General features: G+C 35.9%; 23 protein-coding genes and 1 tRNA gene. 13 read left to right on the forward strand and 11 right to left on the reverse strand.

Annotated features, from left to right (window positions below; translation table 11 throughout):
- Positions 1 to 7: 7 nt before the first annotated feature.
- On the reverse strand, positions 8 to 1582 hold the full coding sequence (locus JK139_RS01795; RefSeq protein WP_228733077.1) for an ABC transporter substrate-binding protein: 1575 nt from the start codon (positions 1580 to 1582) through the stop codon (positions 8 to 10).
- A 109-nt stretch (positions 1583 to 1691) separates the two neighbouring features.
- On the opposite strand from JK139_RS01795, the gene JK139_RS01800 reads away from it, so the two are divergent.
- Complete coding sequence (locus tag JK139_RS01800; RefSeq protein ID WP_218330434.1) at positions 1692 to 3362, forward strand: M1 family metallopeptidase; 1671 nt, start codon at positions 1692 to 1694, stop codon at positions 3360 to 3362.
- On the opposite strand, the gene JK139_RS01805 is transcribed toward JK139_RS01800, so the two are convergent.
- Positions 3363 to 5051, reverse strand: a complete 1689-nt coding sequence (locus JK139_RS01805; RefSeq protein ID WP_074419177.1) for an amino acid permease — start codon at positions 5049 to 5051, stop codon at positions 3363 to 3365.
- A gap of 41 nt (positions 5052 to 5092) precedes the next feature.
- Positions 5093 to 6058 (reverse strand): polyprenyl synthetase family protein, encoded by a 966-nt coding sequence (locus JK139_RS01810; protein ID WP_074419178.1) that lies wholly within the window; start codon positions 6056 to 6058, stop codon positions 5093 to 5095.
- A gap of 103 nt (positions 6059 to 6161) precedes the next feature.
- Here JK139_RS01810 and JK139_RS01815 point away from each other — a divergent pair, with 103 nt between their 5' ends.
- A complete protein-coding gene (locus tag JK139_RS01815; RefSeq protein WP_074419179.1) occupies positions 6162 to 6644 on the forward strand; it encodes a hypothetical protein in 483 nt (160 codons plus the stop codon).
- 87 nt (positions 6645 to 6731) lie between these two features.
- On the opposite strand, the gene ftsY is transcribed toward JK139_RS01815, so the two are convergent.
- The 4 genes from ftsY to rpmB form a co-directional block, all read right to left on the reverse strand.
- Complete coding sequence (gene ftsY, locus JK139_RS01820; protein ID WP_218330435.1) at positions 6732 to 7694, reverse strand: signal recognition particle-docking protein FtsY; 963 nt, start codon at positions 7692 to 7694, stop codon at positions 6732 to 6734.
- A gap of 202 nt (positions 7695 to 7896) precedes the next feature.
- Complete coding sequence (locus tag JK139_RS01825; protein WP_074417709.1) at positions 7897 to 8067, reverse strand: DUF4295 family protein; 171 nt, start codon at positions 8065 to 8067, stop codon at positions 7897 to 7899.
- A gap of 2 nt (positions 8068 to 8069) precedes the next feature.
- Entirely contained in the window at positions 8070 to 8252 is a 183-nt protein-coding gene (rpmG, locus tag JK139_RS01830) for a 50S ribosomal protein L33 (protein ID WP_068248002.1), read from the reverse strand.
- Between the two features lie 25 nt (positions 8253 to 8277).
- Positions 8278 to 8514, reverse strand: coding sequence for a 50S ribosomal protein L28 (gene rpmB, locus JK139_RS01835; RefSeq protein WP_068248283.1), 237 nt, complete (start codon positions 8512 to 8514; stop codon positions 8278 to 8280).
- Between the two features lie 436 nt (positions 8515 to 8950).
- On the opposite strand from rpmB, the gene rocD reads away from it, so the two are divergent.
- A complete protein-coding gene (rocD, locus tag JK139_RS01840) occupies positions 8951 to 10183 on the forward strand; it encodes an ornithine--oxo-acid transaminase (protein WP_218330436.1) in 1233 nt (410 codons plus the stop codon).
- A 29-nt stretch (positions 10184 to 10212) separates the two neighbouring features.
- Entirely contained in the window at positions 10213 to 10920 is a 708-nt protein-coding gene (locus JK139_RS01845) for a VIT1/CCC1 transporter family protein (RefSeq protein WP_074417712.1), read from the forward strand.
- A gap of 8 nt (positions 10921 to 10928) precedes the next feature.
- Here JK139_RS01845 and JK139_RS01850 read toward each other — a convergent pair whose 3' ends face one another.
- Positions 10929 to 11333, reverse strand: coding sequence for a hypothetical protein (locus JK139_RS01850; RefSeq protein WP_074417713.1), 405 nt, complete (start codon positions 11331 to 11333; stop codon positions 10929 to 10931).
- A 43-nt stretch (positions 11334 to 11376) separates the two neighbouring features.
- Positions 11377 to 11447, reverse strand: a tRNA-Cys gene (locus JK139_RS01855).
- A 70-nt stretch (positions 11448 to 11517) separates the two neighbouring features.
- Between JK139_RS01855 and JK139_RS01860 the strand changes: the two genes are divergently transcribed.
- The 7 genes from JK139_RS01860 (at position 11518) to JK139_RS01890 (ending at position 19335) form a co-directional block, all read left to right on the forward strand.
- Entirely contained in the window at positions 11518 to 12390 is an 873-nt protein-coding gene (locus JK139_RS01860; protein WP_074417714.1) for a nucleoside phosphorylase, read from the forward strand.
- Positions 12391 to 12393: 3 nt separating this feature from the next.
- Positions 12394 to 13176, forward strand: a complete 783-nt coding sequence (dapF, locus tag JK139_RS01865) for a diaminopimelate epimerase (protein WP_074417715.1) — start codon at positions 12394 to 12396, stop codon at positions 13174 to 13176.
- Positions 13177 to 13182: 6 nt separating this feature from the next.
- On the forward strand, positions 13183 to 13707 hold the full coding sequence (locus JK139_RS01870; RefSeq protein ID WP_228733078.1) for an NUDIX domain-containing protein: 525 nt from the start codon (positions 13183 to 13185) through the stop codon (positions 13705 to 13707).
- A gap of 507 nt (positions 13708 to 14214) precedes the next feature.
- Positions 14215 to 16704, forward strand: a complete 2490-nt coding sequence (locus tag JK139_RS01875; protein WP_218330437.1) for a YfhO family protein — start codon at positions 14215 to 14217, stop codon at positions 16702 to 16704.
- Between the two features lie 2 nt (positions 16705 to 16706).
- Positions 16707 to 17837, forward strand: coding sequence for a glycosyltransferase family 4 protein (locus tag JK139_RS01880; RefSeq protein WP_218330438.1), 1131 nt, complete (start codon positions 16707 to 16709; stop codon positions 17835 to 17837).
- Complete coding sequence (locus JK139_RS01885; protein WP_218330439.1) at positions 17821 to 18738, forward strand: glycosyltransferase family 2 protein; 918 nt, start codon at positions 17821 to 17823, stop codon at positions 18736 to 18738. The genes JK139_RS01880 and JK139_RS01885 overlap by 17 nt, the downstream gene beginning before the upstream one ends.
- Positions 18739 to 18990: 252 nt before the next feature.
- Entirely contained in the window at positions 18991 to 19335 is a 345-nt protein-coding gene (locus JK139_RS01890) for a class I SAM-dependent methyltransferase (RefSeq protein WP_394369749.1), read from the forward strand.
- Here the strand turns inward: JK139_RS01890 and JK139_RS01895 are convergent.
- Together JK139_RS01895 and JK139_RS01900 are read right to left on the reverse strand one after the other, a co-directional pair.
- Positions 19332 to 20318, reverse strand: coding sequence for a glycosyltransferase family protein (locus JK139_RS01895; RefSeq protein WP_218330440.1), 987 nt, complete (start codon positions 20316 to 20318; stop codon positions 19332 to 19334). The two genes, JK139_RS01890 and JK139_RS01895, sit on opposite strands and share 4 nt — an antisense overlap.
- A gap of 13 nt (positions 20319 to 20331) precedes the next feature.
- A complete protein-coding gene (locus JK139_RS01900) occupies positions 20332 to 21141 on the reverse strand; it encodes a class I SAM-dependent methyltransferase (RefSeq protein ID WP_218330441.1) in 810 nt (269 codons plus the stop codon).
- Positions 21142 to 21186: 45 nt separating this feature from the next.
- Between JK139_RS01900 and JK139_RS01905 the strand changes: the two genes are divergently transcribed.
- Both JK139_RS01905 and JK139_RS01910 read left to right on the forward strand, forming a co-directional pair.
- Positions 21187 to 22677 carry a lipopolysaccharide biosynthesis protein gene (locus JK139_RS01905; protein WP_218330442.1) on the forward strand — a complete coding sequence of 497 codons (1491 nt, stop codon included), beginning with the start codon at positions 21187 to 21189 and terminating at the stop codon, positions 22675 to 22677.
- A 20-nt stretch (positions 22678 to 22697) separates the two neighbouring features.
- The gene (locus JK139_RS01910; RefSeq protein ID WP_218330443.1) at positions 22698 to 23843 is read left to right on the forward strand and encodes a glycosyltransferase family 9 protein; all 1146 of its coding nucleotides are present in this window, start codon (positions 22698 to 22700) and stop codon (positions 23841 to 23843) included.
- Positions 23844 to 23969 lie beyond the last annotated feature (126 nt).

A 23969-nucleotide genomic window follows, 5' to 3' on the forward strand; every position in this document is an offset into this window, starting at 1 on the left:
AATTGCTTTATGGTAGTATTCTGGTACTTCTTAATTCCAACAAATTCAATGCATTGGGCATAAAACCGGCTATGTTATTTTGTACAAGATGTATCACCATGTCATAAAATAGTGGTACTACCAGCGCATCATCTATTACCATTTGATCCATTCGCCGGTATAACTGATAACGTACTGAATCATTCACAGTGGCTATTGCTTTTGTGTATAATGTATCGAATAATTTATTTTTATAACGGGTGTAATTGGGCGGTGCAGGATTGTTTCCATAAAATACTGCCATGTAATTTTCTGCATCCGGGTAATCGGCCATCCAGCTACCTCTAAAAAATAATACCTTTGATAATGCTGTTTGTTCCAGCAAAACACTTTTCTGAACCACTTCAACCTGGATGTTAATGCCCACTTCTTCACATTGCTTTGCAACAAAACTGGCAAGGTCTGCATAGGTTGGAATGGTGAGTAATTTGATTGCGGGAAAATCTTTGCCTGCAAAGCCCGCTTCACTTATCAATTGCCTTGCTTTTTCAGGTTGGTAAGTGTAGCCATGTACAAATTTGGTATTATTGGAAGGCAGCCCTTTGGGGCAAAACCCTGCATTGGCAGCATAACCAATGGAGTTGCGCAAATAGAGCATCATTTGTTCTTTGTTAATAGCATAATTAATGGCTTGTCTTATTTTCTTAAATCGCAGGGGCGATTGTTTTACCAGTGGATTGGCGGTATCCATTAAAATTCCTAAATATTCTGTATTGAGATAAGGATGTTTTTGCAGTTGCATTTTACCCTCCCATTCTTTTCTTAATGTACCTGATTTGGTTAATACTTCATCTTTAAATGCAGGATCTATATCGTTGATAAATGAAAGGGTTCCCTGTCTGAATTGTAAAAATTCGGTAGCCTTGTTCTGATAAAAACTAATTTTAACAGCATCTAAGTACGGTAATGCCTTTCCGTTTGCATCTTTCTCCCAATAATGTGGATGCTTATGAAGTACCAAAGCCACTCCTTCCTGCCATAAAAACAATTGAAACGGTCCGGTACCACAGGGATTTCTTCCAAAGTTTTTACCCTCATGTAATACCACATCTTTGGGCACAATACTGCAATACTGCATGGTTAAAATTTCCAAAATTGGATGAAAAGGATGTGTTAAAGTAAGCTGAAAGGTACTATCGTTCAATGCCATAAATGGATGTTCATCTGCCACATGTCCATTAAATATCCAGGCACCACTGCTGGCAGTATTTTTATCAATAATTCTATTGAAACTAAATGCCACATCATCGGCTGTACATAAACGTCCTTTTCCGCCAGAGAAAACCGGATTGTCTTGAAAATAAACGTCAGTTCGTAAATGAAAGGTATATACCAAACCGTTGGTACTTATTTCCCAGCTTTTAGCAACAGATGGTTTTACATGCAGATTGCTATCTAATTCAACCAATGTATTGTATAACTGATGTACTGCCCAGATAATGGATTGGTTTTTGGAAAATGCAGGATCTAAAGTGGCTATTCCGGTACTTTCATTGTATTCAAAAACCTGTTGATTGGTTAAATGTGCTGCATTGCATGACAATAGGAAAATACATAGAGCAATCCAACATACAAATCTGCACTCTGTGAAACCGTATTTTTGTATGAACTTTAATGCCCGCATAGGCGTTTCAAATTTTTAAATAATAAAGATGCACAATAAATTTTTATTAGCCACGCTAATTATCGTATTTCCAGTATTGGGTTTTGGACAATTATTACAAGCTAAAAATAATTTTACCCATGCCGATACATTAAGAGGCAGTGATAATGCACAACGAAACTGGTGGAATGTTTTACATTATTCCATTTCAGTGAATCCTGATTTTGAAACGAAAACCATTCAGGGTAAAGTTACCATTCAATATGCTGTAGTAAAGCCGGTTACCACCATGCAGATTGATTTACAACAGCCTTTGGAAGTAGACAGTATTGTACAGCACAAACGCATTCTTTATTTTACAAGAACCAATAATGTAATTTTCATTAAAAACACTATTCCGCATCGTATGGGATTCCATGATTCAATTACCGTGTATTATCATGGCCGGCCTCGGGAAGCCGTTCGTCCACCCTGGGATGGTGGATGGATTTGGAAGAAAGATTCATTGAACAGGCCGTGGATGAGTGTTGCCTGTCAGGGTTTAGGCGCCAGTGTTTGGTATCCGTGTAAAGATTATCAGGGAGATGAACCCGATAATGGAGCCACATTGACTATCATTGCTCCGGATACATTAATGGCAGTGGGGAATGGAAGATTAATCTTTACAGGAAACACTTCGTTCAACAAAAAAATATATACCTGGCAAGTGGTGAATCCTATTAATAACTATGACATTATTCCCTATATAGGCAAATACGTAAACAAACGAGATACGCTGTTGGGGGCAAAAGGATTATTAACGCTTCAATATTGGGTTTTGGATTATGATAGCAGTATTGCCTGGCAGCAATTTAAACAGGTAAAACCAATGTTACGGGCATTTGAGTATTGGTTTGGGCCTTATCCATTTTATGAAGATGGGTATCAGTTGGTACAGGCGCCGCATTTAGGTATGGAACACCAAAGCGCTGTTGCTTACGGCAATCATTTTAAAAACGGTTATTTAGGGCGCGATTTAAGTGGAACGGGATGGGGTTTGCGTTGGGATTTTATTATTGTACACGAAAGCGGGCACGAATGGTTTGGAAATAATATTACTACCAAAGATGTGGCCGATATGTGGGTACACGAAGGATTTACCAATTACAGCGAAACATTGTTTACCGAATATTATTACGGAAAAGAAGCAGGTACCGATTATAATGTAGGCAGCAGAAAAAATATTTTGAATGATAAACCCATTATTGGCCCCTATGGGGTAAACAAAGAAGGCAGTAGCGATATGTATTATAAAGGCAGTGCATTAATACATTCTATTCGCCACTCTGTGCATAATGATGTTCTATTTCGGAAAATACTGCACGGGTTAAATAAAGTTTTTTACCATCAAACGGTTACCTCGGCTCAAATTGAAAATTACATCAATCAGCATGCAGGGTTTAATTATCAATATGTTTTCGATCAATATTTACGAACCACGCAAATACCTGTTTTGGAATATCAGATGGATTCAGTAAATCATTCCATTCGTTGCAGATGGAGTAATTGTTTGCCTACATTCAATTTGCCATTGAGTTTATGGAATCCACCAGGTGAACATATTAAAATATATCCAACAACGAATTGGAAAACAATCTCCATTCAAAAAAATCAGACCGACTTATTTCGTTCAGCATTAGTTGAGCGGTTGTATTATGTAAAAACGAAATTGCTGCATTAGTTAAATTTCGGTTCTTAACTTACTGTGTTTTCTTCCATAAAAGAAATACAGGCATAAACCAATACCCATCCATACAAAAAACCACAACCAGCTAATGGCAGGAATTTCAATCATTAAATACAAACAAAATAATGCACCTAAAACAGGAATAACTGAATAATTTCTGATAAAGCTTAACACGGAAACAATTACTGTGATAGAAACAAAAACGATAAATAATATTTCCTGATAACTTTCTGAGTTAAGATGTTGAAATGCATCAGTAAAGCGTTCATGAAATCCGATAATAAATATCATGGACAGTATTGGGATAATATACTTTCCATTGATGTAAGGTAATTTAAATCGGCCCTGTGTAGTATTTTGCATTCGTGGCAATACCAATACACCAAAACAAACCAACACAAAAGCAAACAAAGTTCCAATACTGGTTAAATCGGTCATTAAACTACTCGGTAAAAATAATGAAGGGATAGAAACCAATAATCCTGTAATAATGGTTGCAAAGGCCGGTGTTTGAAATTTTGGATGAATTTGAGAAAACTTTTTGGGCAACAATCCATCACGGCTCATACTCATCCAAATACGCGGCTGACCTAACTGAAAAACCAGCATTACACTTGTAGTTGCCACTACTGCACTAATTGAAATAATATAACTCACCCATTTTAAGCTGATTTTACTAAACACAAATGCCAATGGGTCATTTACCTTCAGTTCAGAATAATGTACCATACCGGTTAATACCAATGCTATTAAAATATAGAGTACCGTACAAATAATTAAAGAATAAATCATCCCCCGTGGTAAATCGCGTTGAGGATTTTTACATTCTTCAGCAGTGGTAGAAATAGCATCAAAGCCAATATAGGCATAAAAAACAGCAGATACCCCTGCTAACACACCACCAAATCCATTTGGCAGAAAGGGCACCCAGTTATCTGTTTTCACATAAAAAAATCCGAGTGCAATTACAAATAGGATGACGATGATTTTAAAAATCACCATAAAATTGGTTGATTTTTTACTCTCTTTTATACCTATATATGCCAACGTTGTAATTAACACTACAATGATAAATGCAGGAAGATTTATGAGCAGGTGTTTACCAAACAGAACAGGAGCCTGCATCCAGGTATCTGTTGCAGACAATAAATGTTGTGGTAAAGGTTGATGCGATGCTGTTAAAATAGTTGCTTCCTGAAAATCTTTAGCTGCTGTGAAAGGATCTGTTAACAGCCAACCAGGCAAATGAATACCCAAACCCACCAATAAATTATTAAAATAGCCACTCCAGCTAATGGCAACAACTATATTTCCAATAGCATATTCTAAAATAAGTGCCCAACCAATAATCCATGCAACTAATTCACCAAAACTAACATAGGCATACGTGTATGCACTTCCTGCAATGGGTACTCTACTGGCAAATTCAGCATAACATAAAGCACTAAAGCCACAAGTAACCGCAGTAATAATAAAAAGAAATGCTATACCGGGCCCACCGTTATAAGCTGCTGTTCCTATTGTTGAAAAGATACCTGCACCAATAATGGCAGCAATGCCCATAAATGTTAAATCCTTAACCGTTAGTACCTTATTCAGTGAATGTTGATGACCATCCTTAATTCCTGCTTCTGAATCAGCAACAATTTTTTCAATTGATTTTTTTCTAAACAATGTAGACATGCAATTGTCTGTTTTATAAAAAAGGTAAGATAAGCATTAAATTAGTAATCTCTTTGTATGAGGAAAGCCGCAACCTCTTTTAAATGTTTTTTGCGCACACTTTGCACAGCAACTTCTTCTAAATGATGCAGTGCTATATTGAAGTATTGTTCTTTTAAAGCATTGGCCCATTCGTGCACATTGCAATCTTTAAATATGGCTAAAACTTTTTCAACTTTATCAGGTTCATTACCCAGCATGTGTTGCATCAATGCTGTTTTTTGTGCAGGTGATGCTACTTCTAATGCATGTAACAATAAAAAAGTTTTTTTATTTTGTTTAATATCGCCACCTACCGCTTTGCCAAATTTTTCAGGATTCCCGAAAGCATCCAGATAGTCATCCTGAATTTGAAAGGCGATACCTAAATTTTTTCCAAAAGCATATAAATGTTTACAACTGCCTTCGCTTGCACCACCAATAATGGCCCCCATTTCTAAACTTGCCGCCAGCAAAACAGAGGTTTTTAATTCAATCATTTTTAAATAATCGGTTAATTCAATGTGTGCTGCATGCGCATAATCCATATCTAATTGTTGCCCCTCGCAAACTTCAACTGCTGTTTTATTAAAAATATACAAAATGTGTTTCAGAAAATCATTTTGAATATGCTCTAAATATTGATAGGCTTTAATTACCATTACATCACCTGCCAGCAAAGCCGTGTTATTACCATATTTAGCATGTACAGTGGCCATTCCTCTGCGTAAATCTGCTTCATCCATAATATCATCATGCACTAAAGTAAAATTGTGAAACAGTTCAATAGCCGTAGCAACACGGTATGCATCTTCATGAATTTCGCCAAAAAGTTCGTTACCCATTAAGCAAAAAACCGGCCTGATTCTTTTGCCGCCAATTTGTAAAAAATAGTGGCAGGGCTCATATAATGTTTCAGGCGTTTTTGGAAAATGATGCACTGAAAAATATTTACCAAATTGTTCAGTAAGTTGTTCAAATGTATGCATACCGCAAACTAACAGGAAAAAATTCAAATAAACTTGTAAGAATCAAAGTTTTATGCACAAAATTTTGGCACGATTTTTTTATAATTTTGCTAAAATATTATTTATGAAAAAAATATTCATCCTGAGCCTGATTATTTTAACACTGGGTATTGCTAAAACAGAAGCCCAAAATTTAAGCAGTTCTTATCAAACAGCAGTAGGTTTAAAAATTTATCCGGGTGCTGTTTCTGTAAAACATTTCGTAAATGGCAATAATGCTATTGAGGGATTGGGTTATTTTTGGCAGTATGGTTTTAGATTAACCGGTTTGTATGAAATACATGGTGATATTAATGGCGCACCGGGTTTAAAATGGTATGTTGGTCCCGGCGCACATATTGGTTCATATAATGATAACTGGAAAAGAGACTATCCATACCGTGATAATTCAGTAGCCATTGGTATTGATGGCGTTTTGGGTTTGGATTATAAAATTAAAGGTGCTCCCATCAACGTTAGTTTCGACTGGCAGCCTTCATTTAATTTGGTTGGGTATTCTTATTTTGAAGGAGGCTGGGGCGGACTCGGTATTCGTTATGCCTTTTAACTTAAATTTATTCATTTAATCAAAAAGTTTGGGGTTAGTTTTAACCTCAAACTTTTTTTATAGTTTAAGTTTACTGAATGCTATTGGCTATGCATCCTGCAAAGTAAAAAGGCTATCTACAAATTCTTTTTTATCAAATACCAATAAATCATTTATCTGCTCACCCACACCAATAAATTTTACCGGTATTTTAAATTGATTGGCAATGGCCAATACTACTCCACCTTTTGCAGTGCCATCTAACTTAGTAATGGTGATTGCACTCACTTCAGTTGCAACGGTGAATTGTTTGGCTTGCTCTACTGCATTTTGTCCTGTTGAGCCATCTAAAACCAACATTACCTCATGTGGAGCATTTGGTATTACTTTTTGAATAACCCGCTTAATTTTTGAAAGTTCATCCATTAAATGAGTTTTATTATGCAACCTTCCCGCTGTATCAATCATCACAATATCAACCCCTTTTGCCACCGCACTTTTTACCGCATCAAATGCTACCGCACCGGGATCGCTGCCCATGGCTTGTTTTACAATGGGAACACCTACTCTTTCGCTCCAAATGGTAAGCTGATCAACAGCAGCTGCCCTGAATGTATCTGCTGCCCCTAATAAAACAGAATAACCTGCTTTGGTATAATTGTGTGCTAATTTTCCGATAGTGGTTGTTTTACCAACCCCATTCACCCCAACTACCAAAATTACATAAGGCTTTTTATCGGCAGGAATTTCAAAATTTTTATACGTTTCATCAGCATCCTGTAATACATTTTGAATTTCATCCTTTAACAAATGATTCAATTCAGATGTACCCACATATTTCTCTTTTTTAACCCTTTCTTCAATTCGTTCAATAATTTGAAGTGTAGTATCAATACCAACATCGGCATTAATTAATGCCTCTTCTAAATTGTCTAAAACAGATGCATCAATGGTACTTTTTCCTGCTATTGCTTTAGAAATTTTTGACAAAAACCCTTCTTTGGTTTTTTGCAATCCCTGATCTAAGCTTTCTTTTTCCTTCTTGCCAAATAATTTATCAAAAAATCCCATGGTTAATAGAATAAATATCAAAAAATGTTTAAAGGCACAAAGTAAGATTAAAAATCATTTTTTGTGCAATTGCATTAAAAGAAATCAATAACATATTGTACAATGGTATTTTATAAAAAAGTATTGATTGTTTTCTGGCAGCACAACAAAAAAGCCTTCCTAAAAGGAAAGCTTTACAAGAAATTATATTATAGCAATCAAACTATTTGGCCAAAAAATCTTTCACCTTATCCTTGTGCACAATGGCTTCTTTAAATGTATAAGCGCCGGTTTTAGGGCTGCGGATGGGTTTAATCACTTTTGTCCAGTTCTTTGCTTCAGCGGCGGCTTTTTGGTCTTTAGTCTTAATCGCTGTTTTTGCTGCTTTTGCCATGGTTATTTGATTTCTTTATGAACAGTTACTTTTTTCAAAATAGGGTTGTACTTTTTCAGCTCCAGTCTTTCAGGAGTATTTTTTTTGTTTTTTACAGAGATGTAACGACTGGTGCCGGGCATTCCTGATGTTTTATGCTCGGTACACTCTAATATTACTTGTACTCTATTACCTTTCTTTGCCATTGTAATGGGTAATTTACTGGTTTAATTAAATTTTTACTCCGTCAGCTCTCAATTGTTTAATAACAGAGGCCAAACCATTTTTATTAATGGTACGAATGGCATCTGAAGATACTTTTAAAGTAACCCAACGGTCTTCTTCTGCAAAAAAGAAACGTTTTGTTTGTAAATTCGGCAGAAAACGGCGTTTTGTTTTAATGTTAGAATGTGAAACGCTGTTACCTGTTAATGGTTTTTTTCCTGTAACCTGACATACTCTTGCCATGATGCTATTTTTTTTCGGGACGGCAAAGGTAAGGAACACAAATGAAATATCCATATTAATCACATCTTTTTTAGAGAAAATATACACATGCCGTGGAAATATAGATTTTGCCGTAATAATCAAGCTAAATTATACACATTACTACTCATTTCATTCAATCTATCCGCTTTCAGTAAAAATTTTGCAAAGAACCAAAACAAATATTGCAGAGAAATTTACTAAATTTTTTTGAGCTGTACCAATTATTCGTAACTTGCAAGCAATAAATCATGAAACACTTTCTGCAATATAACCTCGATTTTTTAGATCATCCCTTGGGGTAACCTTCTATCTAATTATTCTCAAATCTTATTGTTATTTATTATAAGCTATTGTTCTGGTATTTTTTACCATGTAACAGGTTTATGTGATTTCCTCAAATTTTAAAAAGAATTTTATGTTAACGCAACAATTATCCCATAAAAGTGCTTACTATCTTTCTTTAGAAGAAAAATACGGTGCACACAACTATCATCCCTTACCGGTAGTTTTAGAAAAAGGCGAAGGTGTATTTGTATACGATGTTGACCAAAAGCGTTATTTCGACTTTTTAAGTGGCTATTCGGCAGTCAATCAAGGGCACTGTCATCCTAAAATTATTAACAGTTTATTGCAACAGGCACAAAAACTTACCCTTACTTCCAGAGCTTTTTACAACAATGTTTTGGGTGAATATGAAAAATACATCACTGAATATTTTGGGTACGATAAGGTTTTACCCATGAATACCGGTGTTGAAGGTGGCGAAACAGCGGTAAAATTGGCTCGCAGGTGGGGTTATGCCAAAAAAGGAATACCTGAAAACAATGCGAAAATAATTTTTGCCGAAGGTAATTTCTGGGGCAGAACATTGGCAGCCATCTCCACTTCTACCGATCCATCCAGTTATAAAGGATTTGGGCCTTATATGCCCGGATTTGAATTGGTACCTTACAATAATTTAGCTGCTTTAGAAAAAGCTTTTCAGGATAAAAATGTAGCTGCTTTTATGGTAGAACCCATTCAGGGCGAAGCAGGTGTGGTTGTACCGGATGAGGGTTATTTAAAGGGGGTTCGCGCATTGTGTACAGAATATAATGTATTATTCATAGCCGATGAAATTCAGACCGGTTTAGCCAGAACCGGGAAAATGCTGGCCTGTGATCATGAAAATGCAAGACCGGATATTTTGATTTTAGGAAAAGCTTTAAGTGGCGGCACCATGCCCGTTAGTGCTGTATTATGTGATGATGCAATCATGCTAAACATACAGCCCGGCGAACATGGCAGCACTTATGGTGGTAATCCTTTGGCCTGTGCCGTAGCTATTACTTCACTACAGGTAATAAAAGACGAAGGCATGGTAGAAAATGCAGAAAAAATGGGGGTTATTTTTCGGGAAGAACTGGCTAAACTCAAAAATCCGTTTGTACAAACCATTCGGGGCAAAGGCTTATTAAATGCCATTGTAATACAACACCCTAATCCGGATGCAGCCTGGGATATTTGCTTAGCTTTAAAAGAAAATGGTTTATTGGCCAAACCAACACATGGCGATAAAATTCGCTTTGCACCACCGCTCATCATTACAGCACCCCAAATTGTGGAAGCGGTTGAAATTATCAGTAAAACATTACAATCATTTCATTAGAATATTTGTTTATAAGTAATTTTACAGTAATGATACAAAACCACCTGCACCACAAAGAAGAGCATTTACAAAGCTCAGATTTATTAACGGATATTGTAATTGGCATGAGCGATGGACTAACCGTTCCATTTGCTTTGGCTGCCGGTTTAAGTGGTGCGGTTGGCAATCAGGTAACTTTAATATGGATTGCCGGTATTGCAGAAATTGCAGCCGGCTCCATTGCTATGGGACTGGGGGGCTATTTAGCAGGCAAAACTGAGCAGGATCATTATAACAGTGAACAGAAAAAAGAATTTTGGGAAATTGAAAACAAAGCAGAAGTAGAAAAAGAAGAAGTGCGGGAGGTTTTTAGAAATTGGGGTTTAAGTGAGCAGTTGCAAGAGCAAGCCATGCAGGAAATTGTAAAAGATAAAAACAAATGGGTTGATTTTATGATGAAGCATGAACTTGGTTTAGAAGAACCAGACCCCAAAAGAGCAGGGAAAAGTGCTTTTAATATCGGATTATCATATGTAGTGGGCGGCCTAGTGCCCCTTAGCCCCTATTTCTTCGTTACCGATGCGCTCAATGGTTTAAAAATTTCTGTTATTGTTACTTTAATCTGTCTATACATTTTCGGTTATTTCAAAAGTAAAATAACCGGCATTAACCCGTGGAAAGGAGGTCTTCGTGTGATGCTGATTGGAGCCGCCGCTGCAGCCGCAGCCTTCGGCATTGCCAAATTAATTGATGGTTGATGAGTTATTTATTTTGATCCGGCAGGCAGTTTTAATCTGGGTAATAAAGTCATCAGCAATACAATTACAGCTAAGCCCACTGTAATATACAGGCCGGGTTTTACTTCCGGGCATTCGCCTTCTCGGCATAATGAAAACAAGGTAAAGTTTTTAATGGCCCATGCCATATTAATAAAGCCTACAAATAAATTGGTTCGTTTTGCCCAAACTTTTGGCAATGCAAAAAATGCAATCAGCAATACAGAAAAAAAACTCTGTGCCAGAATTTGCTTTCCAAAAGTAAATTGTTCATTCACTGTTCCATGTACACCACTAATGGTTAGTTGTAAGGATGGAATGTAAATCCAGGGCATAAAACACACAGCTACCATCAATATGGCCGCAATAATTCCAATAGTTTGTGCATACTTCATAAAGACAAGAAAGGATTACTGTTGTAATCCTTTGTTTGATGAGAGGTCCCGAGCGGATTCGAACCGCTGTACGAGCTTTTGCAGAGCTCTGCCTAGCCACTCGGCCACAGGACCATTCGGGCTGCGAAAATAAAGCATCGTAACTAAATACAAAATTCTAATTTTGCAACTTCAAAAAAAGTACATGAATAGTATTGCACCATCTGAATTAATTATCAACAGCAGAGGCGCTGTTTATCACATTGACCTAAGACCGGAAGAACTGGCAGATACCGTTATTACTGTAGGCGATCCGGACCGTGTTGAAAAAGTAAGCAGGCATTTCGATTCAATTGAAATAAAAAGGCAACACAGAGAATTTATTGCCCATACCGGCTTTATCGGGAAAAAAAGATTAACGGTACTTTCTACCGGCATTGGACCCGATAATATTGATATTGTACTGAATGAATTAGATGCATTAAAAAACATTGATTTTGAAACCAGAACCATTAAACCCGAATTAAGTACGTTGAAAATAATTCGTTTAGGTACTTCCGGAGCTTTACAGGCCGATATTCCGGTAGATAGTTTTGTAGTGGGCACACATGGGCTGGGTTTAGACAATTTGTTGCATTATTATCGTCAGGTAAACAATGAAGAGGAACAACAAATTTTAAAACATTTTATAGAACATACCCAGTTATCCGGAAATATTCAGCCCTATCTGGCTACAGGCAGTATCAGCATCATGAAACATTTTGTAAAGGGCTTTCATCATGGCATTACGGTTACATGCCCCGGTTTTTACGGCCCACAGGGTCGTGTACTGCGTTTGGGTTTATCCAATCCCGGTTTGGTAGATAATTTTAGCAGTTTTAGCTGCGGACAGCACCGAATCAGTAATTTTGAAATGGAAACCAGCGCAATTTATGGATTGGGTAAATTATTAGGTCACCATTGTTTATCCGTAAATGTTATTGTAGCCAACCGAATCCGTAAAGAATTTAGTAAAAATAGCGCAATGGCCGTAGAAAATTTAATCAAAAAAGCATTAGCAATTATCAGCACTCTTTAAATTATGCAGTTAACATTTTATAAGTATCAGGGAACCGGAAACGATTTTATTATTCTTGACAATAGAAATGGTGCCATTCAATTAACGACAGAGCAAATTAATTTTTTATGTAACCGAAAATTTGGAATTGGAGCTGATGGCTTAATGCTGTTAAGCCATAGCAAAGATTTTGACTTTGAAATGGTGTACTATAATTCTGATGGCAAACAAAGTACCATGTGTGGAAATGGCGGCCGTTGCTTAGTACAATTTGCGTATGATATTGGCCTAAAAAAAGAAAAATATCATTTTAAAGCCATTGATGGCCCACATGAAGCTCATTTCGAAAAAAACGGATGGGTAGATTTGTTGATGAAAAATGTAGATACCATAGAACGCTATTATGGCGATTTTTTGGTAAATACCGGCTCACCGCATTATATTAAAACAGTAACGGATATTGCCAATTATGAAGTATTTAAAGAAGGCAGAGCCATTCGATTCAGTAAAGATTTTGAAAAAGAAGGTATCAATGTAAATTTTGTAGAAGTAACCGATGCAGATACCATTACCGTTAGAACTTATGAAAGAGGGGTTGAAAATGAAACCCTGAGTTGTGGAACCGGTGTTACTGCTGCCGCATTGGTATTTGCTCACAATGAAGCCGGGTTTAACAGAATTGAAGTAAATACTTTGGGCGGAAAATTAGCTGTTGAATTTGATAAATTGGGCGAAACATTTACCAATATATGGCTTTGCGGACCGGCAACTTTTGTATTTAAAGGGGAAATACCTTTGCAATTTTAAATGAATATGATGCATCAGCCCATTGCTTATCAAACACTACCCAAACCACAAAAATTTACCATTCGGGTGTACGGTTTGTTGATTGACCGGCACCAACGCATATTGGTAAGTGATGAATATATAAGGGGCAATTATTTTACCAAATTTCCGGGCGGTGGATTAGAATTAGGTGAAGGAACAAGAGATTGTTTACAACGTGAATTTTTGGAAGAAACCGGTTTGCACATTGTAGTTCAGGATCATTTTTATACCACCGATTTTTTTCAAATTTCTGCATTCAATACGGTTGATCAAATTATGTCTATTTATTATAAAATAACTGCACCCATCTCTGAAATATGCAACTTAAAAACTGCAGCAACTCCATTTCAGTTCACACCCCAACAAATTGCAGATGTAAATGGGCAGTATGAAATGTTACGTTGGTTGCCGCTCTCCGAATTAACTATAGAATCGGTACACTTACCCATTGATAAAGTGGTGGTAGAAATGTTATTGAATCAGCAATTGATAGCAAATACTCAAAAGTAAGTGTGCTTAAAGTACAAAAGTAAAATAGAACCACAGTTCTGTTAAGTAGAAAACCAAATTGGTAATCATCAACCATGCCGGAACCGGTTGAAAATAAAACCTACTCTTTTTATATAGAAATAGAATGAAAAGAACTGAGTTAAGAACAATTACAGCAAATCCTGCAGTAATGACATAACTACTGATTGTTTCATTTTGAAAAATATCACCCCAAAAACGCATTACAATTGCTATGATAAATGCAAGATTACCCATTAGGGCAACCCTGTTTAAGAATAAAATATTCTGCATATTAAAATTTCGTTCAAAATAGCATTAATTTGCTTTTCATAAAAATAGTTGATGCCGCACTAACTTTCCATCCATCTATTTTTAGTTGAAATAAGAATGATGGAAAGTTTAAAATGGCAGCAAGTAAATAGCATAAATGCAATAGCAATGAGCGGAAAGGCTTATTTACTGAAAAATAATTCAGGCAGTTGCAGGTACCAAAAAAAATAGAAACACATGAAAAATGTTCATTGGAAACAGCTATTGCCTCATGTAATAGCAATTGTAATTTTTGTAATTATTGCGGTTCTGTTTGCCAAACCCACTTTAGAAGGAAAAGTATTGCAGCAAAGCGATGTAATTCACTGGAGAGGTATGGCACAGGATTTAATTCAATATAAAGCTACCCACGGCAAATACCCTTTGTGGAATAACAACCTTTTTGGAGGAATGCCGGCTTATCAAATTATTCTCACAGCAGCCAATCCGGTTTCTGTAGTATATGCACATCCGCTTTTCATGTTGTTTTTACCCAAACCCATTGGTTTTTTCTTTTTATTGTGCATTTCGTTTTATTTCCTGAGTCAGGTGCTACGCATCAATCCGTGGATAGGCATTGGCGGAAGTATTGGTTATGCTTATGCCTCTTTTTCAGCCATTATTGTTGCCGCAGGGCATGATACACAAATGCTGGCATTAGGTTATGTACCCGCATTAATGGGTGCAATATGGCTAATTTATCAAAAAAAATATTGGTGGGGTACTGCGCTTACAGCTTTGTTCAGTGCTTTACTGATTGCACAAAATCATTTACAAATAGCCTATTATTTTATCATTATTGCCGGATTTATGACCATTGGATTTATCATTCAATGGCTCAAAGCAAAAGATTATCAACATCTTGTAAAAGCGCTGGTTTTAACATTGATAGCCGGAGCTATTGGTGCAACCTGCAATTTGGTAAGTTTGGCCACCACCAACGATTATTCTAAAGCTACCATGCGCAATGGCACCCTGAATTTAGATACCACCAACCATGCCAATACTACCAGAAAAAATTCCGGATTACCCATTGATTATGCATTTAACTGGAGCTATGGCCGTGCCGAAAGTTTTACCCTTTTAATACCCGATGTATATGGCGGTGCATCTAATGGTGAGTTAAACGGCGATTCACACATTGCAAAAATTTTACAACAAAAAGGCGTGCCAGATGACCAGGCTGCACAATTTGCCGGAAGTATGCCCTCTTATTGGGGCAGTCAGCCTTTTACCAGTGGCCCCGTGTATTTGGGTGCAGTACTTTGTTTACTATTTATTTTTGGAATGGTATATTTAAAAACACCACATAAGTGGTGGATTCTGGCATTAACGATAGTTGCCTTGCTGATGAGCTGGGGAAAAAACTTAATGTTCTTCAATGAATTTTTATTCAACCATCTTCCACTCTACAATAAATTCAGAGTGCCAACCATGACGCTGGTGATTCCTCAGTTCACTTTTCCACTGGTAGCTGTAATGGTATTGCAACAATTGTTTTTTGATACAAAAGATAAATTATTGGCCATTTTGGCTTTAAAGAAAACACTGATTATTACCGGTGCTTTTTTTGTATTAGCCATTCTATTGTATTTTAGTTTTGATTATGCTGCACCGGCAGACGCCAATTTAAAAACCTATTTCAACCAATTAACCCAAGGCAATGCTATTGAATCAAATAGTATTTACAATGCACTAATAGCCGACAGAAGAAGTTTATTTGCAACCGATTTAATACGTTCCATCATTTTTGTAATACTGGCGGCAGCAAGTATATTCTTCTACTTAAAAAATAAATTGAAAGCAACCTATGCTATTGCTGCCTTTGTGGTGTTAATTGCAGCAGATAATATTAGTATTGACAGGCGTTATTTCAGTGATAAAAATTTTCAGGATGAAGACACCATTGATGACACCTATTTTAAGCCCACTGCTGCCGATCTGCAAATTATGAAGGATACTTCTTATTACAGGGTTTTAAATTTAACGCAGGATGTTTTTAATGATGCACTTACCTCCTATCATTTTCATTCAGTTGGAGGTTATCATCCTGCTAAACTTAGTATTGTTGAAGACCTACTCAACTTTCAATTACGGAAACAACCCATGAATATGCAGGTATTAAATATGTTAAATACCAAATACATTATTGTTAATAATCCTGCTACTAATAAACCAGAAGTACAATTAAATCCCAATGCACTGGGGCCCTGCTGGTTTGTAAAAACGGTACAATTTGTAAACGGGCCTGCAGCTGTAATGAAATCTTTAGATCATTTTACGCCAAAAGATACAGCCATTGTAGAGCTTGCAGATCAATCACTGGTAACCTATACCGGCACAGCCGATTCTACTGCAACTATTCACTTAGTAAAAAATGATAATGATATCATTCATTATACTTCTAACAGTAACACTAATGGATTTGCAGTGTTTAGTGAAATATATTATAACCGTGGATGGAAAGCTTATATTGATGGGAAAGAAACACCGATTATACAAACCAATTATGTATTAAGAGGCCTCTCCATTCCTGCCGGGAAACATGATATTGTGTTTGAGTTTAAACCTGCTTCTTATTACAACAGTACTAAAATTGCCATTGGGGCCTCTGCATTGGTGTGGCTGTTATTAATAGGTGCCATTGTAAGTTCCTTCAAACAGGGCAAACAAAATGATGCTGCCTAAGCATGAATGTTTTAGCGCTTATTTCTTATAAAGTATTTCCCGCACAAATGGGTGGCCAGAAAGGTATTGCGCAGTTTTATGAATACCTTTCTCAATTAGATAATGTTGTTATTGTAGCATCAAAAAACAATCAATTATCCGATATTCCTTTTCCTAAAAAATACAATAACCTGTTTCCGCAAGGCAAAGGTTTGCTGAATATTTTAAAACTGTTTTTTGTTGTAAAGTTAATTCGCAGGGAGAATATTGATGTAATTATTATAGAACATTCTTATTGGGGCTGGTATGGCTATTTGTTGCATTTATTAACACATAAGCCTTTCATTATTCATTCACACAATATTGAAGCAGAAAGGTTTAAAATACAACATCGTAAATATTGGAAAATATATGTCCGATACGAAAAATGGGTGCATCAATTGTGTAACCATAATTTTTTTAAATGCGAAGAAGATGCAGCTTATGCATTAGAAAAATGGAGTATAAACACATGTAAAATTTCAATCATTCGTTATGGCACTGATGTGCAGACACCGCCAACTGACACAGAAAAAAAGGCAGTAAGAAACCAATTACTACAACAATTGAATCTTCCTGCAACAACCTGTTTATTGCTTTTCAACGGAACATTAAACTATGCACCAAATGTTGAAGTTTTAATAGAAATTACGGATACCATTATACCGATATTACGAAAAAATAAATTTAATTTTTGTATTTTTATTTGCGGTAAAATGCTGCCCGATGCATGGTTGCAAAAATTTATGCTATACCCCGAAATCCGCTACTTAGGATTTGTTGAAAATATAACAGCCATCAATGCCGGTGTAGATGCATTGATTCTACCCGGATCAATGGCAACGGGTATTAAAACCAAATTGGTAGAAGCCCTGGCTCAAAATACCACTGTTATTACTACACATAGCGGTGCCAGAGGTATTCCGCAAAACTTTGCGCAAACAAAATTGATTTTGGTACCCGATAATGATCCGGTTGCGTTTGCGAACAGGGTTTTACAATACAACCATTCAACAGATAATACCCCCAATTCTTTTTATAATGAATTTTATTGGGGTAATATTGCACAACAGGCACATACTGTTTTAGAAAACTTACATGGAACCTATCATTAAAATATCTGTAGTAATTTGTACCTATAACCGTGCTGCATACATTGCTGCAGCATTAGAAAGTCTGGTGCAACAAACTTTCAATAAAAATTGGTTTGAAGTAATTGTGGTGAATAACAATTCAACCGATAATACTGAGCAGATTTGTAAAAAGTTTATTGCTGACCATTCGCAATATGCTTTTTATTTTTTAAATGAAACGCAGCAGGGTGCTTCATTTGCACGCAATACGGGTGCCGATTTAGCAAAGGGTAGTTTACTTTGTTTTATGGATGATGACGCCATTGCTGATTCGGATTATCTGGAAAAAATTGTTGATTTTTTTGAAACACATACTGATGCAGGTGGTCTCGGTGGGCGAATTATTCCCAAATATATTCCGGAAGAACCGAAGTGGATGAGTTATTATGTGGCTTCATTGGTAGGAAATTTTGATTATAGCAATAACATTTGCGTTTTTCAGCAGGGAAAATATCCGTTAGAATCAAATATGATTATTAGAACCGCCGATTTTAAAGCCATTGGTGGGTTCAATAAAAACCTGCCCGGTGTTGTGGGTACTATGCGTATTGGTGGAGAAGGTAAAGATTTTTTTTATCGGCTGCAGGCGCTTGGAAAAAAAATTTATTATCATCCCGGCATTATTGTGCATCATGTGGTAGAAGTAAATAAATTAACGAAAGAATACATGTATAGAGTGGCCAGTGGAATTGGCCGTGGCGAAAGAAGAAGGGTTTTGGCTATTAGCCGTTGGGCTTATGTTAAAAAACTGATAGAATATTGTTTTAAGTTAGGCGCAGCCTTTATTTTAGCCATTCAATATACGCTGCAGGGTAATCCCGCAAAGGCATGGCCCGTTATCCAATTCAGAATAGATGCATTAAAAGGATTATTAATTAAATAAATACTAATGAATTTTGAAACCTTTGTTAACCGTAAAATTAAAGGTACCTTATCCAGATGGTTCGGCATTTAGTTTCAACATCCGTCTGAAACAGCTAAGGTACGTAAATGGGTACTGCCCTATTGTGTTGGTAAAGGATGCGATATTGGCTTTGGGGGCGATAAAATAAAAAAAGTAGATTGCGATGGCATTGATTATCCGCAACCTTATGCGCATGCAGGTAAGGATAAAGTAGATATACCTTGTGATGTAATTAAAGATGAAATACCGGTAGCCGATAATACCTATGATTATGTGTACAGCAGTCACTTCATTGAAGATGTACCCGATACAGCGCAGGTTCTTCGAAAATTTATTCGTATTCTCAAAAATGGAGGTAACCTGATTTTGGTTTTCCCCAATCAGGAAAAATATGAAGCCATTTGTAACCGCATTGGGCAACCACTTAACCCCTATCATGTACATAAAGACATGGGATTTGAATTTATGCTGCAACAATTAAAACGCATTCCCAATCTTCAAACCAAATTATTATTCAGCAGCAATTGCGAAATTGATTACAATGTGGTAATGGTGCTGCAAATACACAAACTTTAAGCGTTCGTAATTTTAATGCGCAATGGTAGTAATATTTTATTAACGAATGCCATTATGCCCGTTGATTTTTTAACGGGTTTAGCAAAATAACAAGGCATTTGAATGAATTGTGAATAGCCATTTTGATAAACCAATTGGCGATAATCAGCTAACAAATTTTTAAGAACGGGTAAGTTGCCCAATTGAAAACGGGTTTGATGTTTCGATAAAATTTCGGGTGTTTCAAACTTATAACCACTGATATGCAAAAAAATAAGTGGTTCTGTATCATTAACCCATACTGTATTGTTTCGAATAGAAAGCTTTCTTTCATGTAAATTCCAATAGGCCACATTGTAACCTTTATGCTGCAAAACAGCCACTTTATCAAAAAACAACGGTACTAAGTTTAACCAGTTTTGATCCACCGCCATGCCTTCTGCAAAATTATAATAACATTGATTTTTCAGCCGTTCGGCCCACCATTGTAAAAATGAATGGGTAATAGCATTATTTTTTAAGGCAATAAAACCGGCATTATAAATTCCTGATCTTAATACATCCCTTTCCATCGGCAATGCATTATCGTTAATGGGTGTAAAAAAATGCGGCGTAATAATAATGGGCAACTGTTCTAAAACTTCTTCAATGATTGATATAGAATGATAGAAAAAAATATCCGCATCTATGTATAATAAAATATCCGGTTTTTTTGAAGCAAATATATACTGCGCCAGAAATGGTTTCATGGCACAATTCAATTCAATTAAAGTATACTGCCGGCTCATGTTATCAAATTCTGGAACAGCAATTTGTTCCACTTCCATTACTTCATGAGGTAAAAATTCAGCAACAGAAAAACGACCATTTATTCTATCCACCAAACCAATAATTACAGTGTATTCGGGAGCAACCGATAACAAACTATCGGCCATAGTTTTAGCATATGCCAAATGGTTGGCCGAACAAACCGTATAAGCTATTTTTGTTTTAGTCAGATTCATTTACATATAATATTTACAGGCTATCGCCTATTTTTTCAGCCAAAACAATGGTGTTTAAATATAACCGTTGGTTTTTTGGCCAAATGGGCTCCGTGCAAATAAATAATAGATTTAAAAAAGGTACCAGTATTTGTCGTACTATTTTTTTAAACAATTTAAATCGGGAAACTACATAAACTCTATTTAACCAATCGTCGTGTAAATACACCATCAGCATTTGGTGAATGGTAGATAAAGCGTGGCCGTTTTTATCGATGATGATTATTTTGAATCCGTTTTTTTCTAATAAATCTCTCAGTGCAAATTGGGTATATCGGGCATAATCAACCGGAATTTCATGTTCTTCCCAGGCAAACGGACAAGTAATCAGCATTTTACCACCGGGCTTTAATACCCGATTAAGTTCCGGCAAAATAGCTTCTAAATTAAAAACATGCTCAAACACTTCTGAACTGAATAAACTATCAAACTGATGCGTTTTAAATGGAAGCGTTTCCCCATCATAAAAAAAATCAATCGATTCGTTTTGATGGGTATGTCCGCCACTATTATAATCTACCCCAATATAGGTTTCAACATGGCTAAATAATGATTGATAGGGTTTTGCCCCACATCCAAAATCCAATAATTTTCCGGTCAGTTCCTTACAGTACACCTTTATTTTGTTGTACAATCCCTTTCTAATGCAATACAAAGGATGACGGAATGTGGGGTTAAAATCATTTGAAACCATAGTCCATATCAATAAAGTAACTGCGGCAAGATAAACTGTTTTGCATAAATATATTCTGTCTATTTCGCCTTCTTTGTATTTTGAATACATAAATTTGACGCATTATGTTGCATTCATCAATCGGCAACCACAATTATGGGTAGTATCCGGCATCAAACCATTATTTCGAGCCTTTTAGTGTACATAGGTTTTTTAGTAGGTGCATTGAATACCTATTTTTATGTAACTAATGGTTCATTTACCCCCGAGCAGTTTGGATTAACCCGCATTTTTTTTGATTTTGGGCAAAACATGTACATTTTTTCCAGCTTAGGTATCATTCCGGTTATCTATAAATTTTATCCTTATTACAAAGACAATCTTCCAGCACAAAAAATTGATATTGTTACCTGGGCAATGGGAACTGCATTAGCCGGATTTTTTATTTTATTAATTGTGGGTTTTTATTTTCAGCCGGTTATTGTACATGCCTATCAGCAAAAATCGCCTTTAATTGTAGATTTTTATTATTTAATGTTTCCATTTGCTTTGGGCATGTTATTGTTTTCTGTATTAGAAGCCTATTGCTGGGCCATTCATCAAACCATTATTGCTAATTTTTTGAAAGAAACGGTCATGCGCATGGTTACCACTGTGTTCATTTTGCTGTTTTATTTTAAAATTATCCGTTTCGAAACTTTTATTTGGTTATTTACTTTTTTATATGCGTTTATTTTTGTGGTGTTGGTATTGTATTTGCGAAAAATAAAACAATTGTATTTGCCCTTGCAAATGAGCCGGGTAACCAAAAAATTTTGGGAAAAAATGATGGGCATGCAGGCATTTATTTTTGGAGGTACCCTCATTAGCTCCATTGCCGCAACCATTGATAGTGTTTTTATTGCGCATTTTCAAGATCTGGTATCGGTGGGTATTTTTGGGTTATCGCAATATGCAGCCAATTTGGTGCAGGTACCGCAACGCAGCATTCAGGCCATAGCCACCGGTTATTTAGCCAAAGCCTGGAAGGATAAAAATTTTAAGGAAATTAACCGAATTTATGTTCGTTCCTGTATCAATTTATTGCTGTTAGCCCTTTTTATATTTGGTAACATTTGGCTGAATGTGGCACAGGGCATGGAGGTGTTGCATGTGCAGGATAAATACAAATCAGGCCTGGGTGTTTTGTTTATTTTGGGTATGGCCAGAATTGTAGATGCCGGCACAGGTGTAAATAATGTAGTTATTAATACATCAACTTACTGGAAGTTTGATTTTAACAGTGGGGTGATTTTATTAACCTTACGTTTACCTTTAACCTGGTTTTTAATTAAACATTACGGCATTATTGGCTCGGCTGTGGGCGAGTTAGCTTCTTACACTATTTACAATTTTATACGCTTTGAATTTTTACGAAGAAAATTCAACATGCAACCTTTTAACAGCAAAACCATTTTGGCCATAGTATTGGGTGTTGGTGCATTTATGGTAAGTTATTTACTGTTTCATCCCATTAATGGCTGGACAGGAATTATACTTCGTTCCGCATTGTTTTCTATTATTTTCTTAGTTGGTATCTTTATTATGAATTTAACACCGGATGCCATGCAGTTATATGAAAAATGGTTTCAAAAAAAATCATCATGATATAAAATATATTTTTTAAGATGCTTAATTTTTTAAAAGGATTGATATATGATTTGATTTTACTACTTGCATTGGCAGGCAGGAGAAAAAAGTCAGATACCCCCAAAGCATTGATTATACGTACTGATGAAATTGGCGATTTTATATTATGGCAATCGTTTATACCTGAATTAACACAGTGTCACTTACTAAAAGGCTATACCATTGAATTTGTGGGCAATACTTCGGTTAGAACACTTTTTAATTTAAAAGGAAAGAATTATTTTTCCAGAGCTATCTGGTTGCACAAGCATGCTTTTAAAACCAATATGTATTATCGTTTTCAATTTTTACGCAATATTTATTTGGAACGATATGATATCGTTATTAATCCTATTTATTCCCGTTCAAAAAGAATTGATGACAGTATTGTAAAAGTTGCAAAAGCCCGTGTAACCATTGGCATGTTCCGCAATAAAGAAAATTATGCAGGGTATGAAAATATTTACGATTTTAAATTGTATAAACAATTAATGCCGGAAATGGACAAGCCTGTTTTTGAATTTTACAGAAACAAAGCATTTACGGAATTTGTAACAGCAACAAAAAGCCTCATCAACAAACCTGAATTTTCTATTGAAAACATTCACTCTGATATTCCGTCAAAACTATTTCATGACTATTTTGTAGTTTTTCCCGGTTCCAGAAGCGCACAGCGTATATGGCCTACTGAAAATTTTGTTGAAGTAAGTAATTATCTATACGAAAAATACAAATGGGTGGCCGTTGTTTGCGGCTCAGGGGCAGACCAACCTTATTGCAAAGCATTTATAGAAGAATACCAACATCCGGTAAAAAATTTAACCAATAAAACCACTCTGCCCGATTTATTGCTGGTATTGAAACAAGCCAAATGTTTATTGTCAGTAGATACCGGCTCCATTCATTTAGCGGCTTTAGTAAATTGCACGGTATTTGGAATTTTTAATGGTTCACAATATGGCCGGTTTGCACCTTATCCAAAAGAAATTGCCAATAATATTATTGCCGTTTATCCGGATATAATTGATGACGCAGTGGCGAAAGGAAATGAAAATGATTTATTGAAATACGAATATGTGGTAAACATTCCGTATGCCAGTGTTACGGTATTAAAAATGATTACAACTATAAAAAAATATTTATAGCAACTTAATTTATTTTCGAAACCAACCAAATATAAATAATATATTTTTACATTATTGTCCGGCAAAACTTAACTTAAAAATAGCTATAATCCTTTGCTGTAAAGAATTACAGGCTAAAAAATGGTT

This window comes from Hydrotalea lipotrueae, from assembly GCF_019249625.1.
GTDB classification, from domain to species: domain Bacteria; phylum Bacteroidota; class Bacteroidia; order Chitinophagales; family Chitinophagaceae; genus Hydrotalea; species Hydrotalea flava.